The following is a 2,345-nucleotide window of genomic DNA, read 5'->3' as shown; positions in this document are numbered from 1 at the left end:
GCAGACTTTACTCGCCACCTGGACCGGCGCTTGTCACGTCTGCTGCCAGCCGTATTCGCCCCACAACACTTCGTAACCTAACGAAGTACTACTAGCGCGCGATCACGCGGGCGGGGCCAGTCCTCAACGGCGCGCAGCCAGCGGATCTGCGCGTTGGCGTCCATCGCCTTGGGCGCGGTCTTGGGGATGTCCTCGCGGGCGATGGCGGCCTTGCCCAGGCGCGCCGCAGGTGGAAGTCGTCGAGCGCGGCCAGGGCGTTGTTGACGTAGCGCACCGAGCGTTTGGGGTCGGCCTCACGCAACAGGTAGCGACGGTAGTCACGCACCACCCAGTCCCGGGCATGGGCGTCGATGAGCGGGTCGCCGCCGGTGGCGGGTCGCTCGGTCAGCCACGCCAGGTACATCCGCACCCGGGAGGCGTAGGTGCGGCGGGTGTCGGCCGCCAGCGGCACTTGTTCCAGCGAGGCGGTGTAGTCGGCGAGCAGGTGCTCGTAGGCGGCGGGTAGCGGGGTGGGGCGGGCGCCCCGCCGTCTCGGCTCGACGGAGTCCGTGTTCTCGAAAGTTGCTGGCGGGGGTTGTGACCTGGCTGGGACCGGATTCTCGGAAGTACACTCCGGTCGTCACGTTTGATCAGGTCGCCGGGCGGCGCCCGTGGATCCACGGCTGGTCGATGCCGCGGTATTCCTCGACGGGATGGGCTGGAGGCTGACTCTGTAGGTGAGATAGAGAGCCAGGCGTTCGCGAGTGGCAGAGCCGGCTTGTTCGAGGGGTGGGCTCGTGTCGGTGAAATTCGGAGCCACCTCCCCGAGTCGTGCTGCGGTGCGCTGTCGGCACTCCTCCTCGCTGACTTGTAGCCGGGGGCAGAGAGATTTGGAACGGAATCCGGCGTTAGCGGAGTTCTCGCTGGTCAGCTACCCCGTCTTGCCCCAACCCTTACAGGGTTAACGCCGTATTTCGCTCCATCGCACAGGAGAGCCTCAGAGTTCCCAGCCATCTCGACCTTCGGGGAGGATCAGACCGGATTCTGGCGCTTACGCCAAAGACTTGCATTCGGTCGCCCGCCACGGGCCGCTGGATCGCGGGATGTGCCCCGGGCCAGGCTGACCGTTGCGGGCATCACGCTGTCCTGAAACTTCTTCGGCGCGGATGTCGAGACTGACACTGTTGTTACGACTCTGCTGTGAGGCGCTCCCATCAGGGGAGCGGTCGACGGCGAGGAGTTGACATGGGAACGTTGGAGAAGAAGAGGGCACTGGTGACCGGCGGGTCGCGGGGGATCGGGCGAGCGATCGTGGTGAGGCTGGCTCGTGAGGGCGCGGCGGTGATGTTCAGCTTCAACCGCGACCAGGCGGCGGCAGAGGAAGTGGTGGCCGAGGTGGCGGCCTTCGGCGGGCAGGCGATCGCGGTACGAGCGGACCAGGGGCGCCTGGAGGACCTGAAGTACCTTTTCGGTGAGGTCGACCGGTGCCTGACGGGTTTGGACGTGGTGGTCAACAACGCGGCGATCAATCCGATGGGGAACATCTGCGACGCCGTTGAGAGCGACTTCGACGAGGTGATGGCCGTCAACACCAAGGGGCCGTTCTTCGTTATCCAAGCCGCTGCCGAAAGGCTCGGCGAGGGTGGGCGGATCGTCAACATCTCTTCTGCCGGTGCGGTGCCGGGTCTGTCCTTGTACTTCGCCAGCAAGGCGGCGCTGGAGTCGATCACTGCGGTCGCCGCCCGCGAGTTCGGTCCCGGGGGCATCACGGTCAACAGCGTGTCCCCCGGCGCCACGGAAACGGACATGATGCGCGCCGCAGCCGGAGAGAATCTGGAGCAGGCCATTGAGCACACGGTGGCCCTGACGCCACTGCAACGGCTGGGACGCCCGGAGGACATCGCCAACGTCGTCGCCTTCCTGGCCGGGCCCGACTCGCAATGGATCACGGGTCAGAACCTGCGCGTCTCCGGCGGCCTGATGATCTGACCCGCGCTCTGCGGCGAGCCGGTCCGAGTCTGCGCCGCCATCGTTGATCGGTTGACCTTCGGCGGCAACATCATCGAGACCGGCACCCAGTCCTACCGGCTCGCACAGACTAAGGCAGCCGAAGCGCACATCGGCTGAAGACCACACAGCGCCCGCTCCCGCCTGATCACGGCGGAGCGGGCGCTGTCGTTTCTCACCAACATTCCGCCCCATATTTGTCAATGGCCTTTGAGCTCTCCCCGCTGGCGGCCAGATAGTTAGCATGCTGGTGGCCAGTTCGGTGTGGCTCTTCCGCAAATTTCGTGACCCGGCCCTGGCGCTGTGATCAGCGGTTGAGCAAGATCCGCTTACGTAGAAGCGCGAGACCTGCGCGGCCA

The 2,345-nt window shown here is 65.9% G+C and carries 2 protein-coding genes; one reads left to right on the top strand and one right to left on the bottom strand.

Going from position 1 to position 2,345, the window contains the following annotated elements; translation table 11 throughout:
- Positions 1–91: 91 nt before the first annotated feature.
- Positions 92–451 (bottom strand): hypothetical protein, encoded by a 360-nt coding sequence (locus tag ACFXJ8_RS43960; RefSeq protein ID WP_379651524.1) that lies wholly within the window; start codon positions 449–451, stop codon positions 92–94.
- 773 nt (positions 452–1,224) lie between these two features.
- Between ACFXJ8_RS43960 and ACFXJ8_RS43955 the strand changes: the two genes are divergently transcribed.
- The gene (locus ACFXJ8_RS43955; protein ID WP_379651522.1) at positions 1,225–1,968 is read left to right on the top strand and encodes an SDR family NAD(P)-dependent oxidoreductase; all 744 of its coding nucleotides are present in this window, start codon (positions 1,225–1,227) and stop codon (positions 1,966–1,968) included.
- The last annotated feature ends 377 nt before the right edge of the window (positions 1,969–2,345 follow it).

The organism is Nonomuraea sp. NPDC059194 (genome assembly GCF_042754765.1).
Classification (GTDB): Bacteria; Actinomycetota; Actinomycetes; order Streptosporangiales; family Streptosporangiaceae; genus Nonomuraea.
Note: the sequence above shows the minus strand (reverse complement) of the source record. Positions and strands in the feature narration are given on the sequence as shown.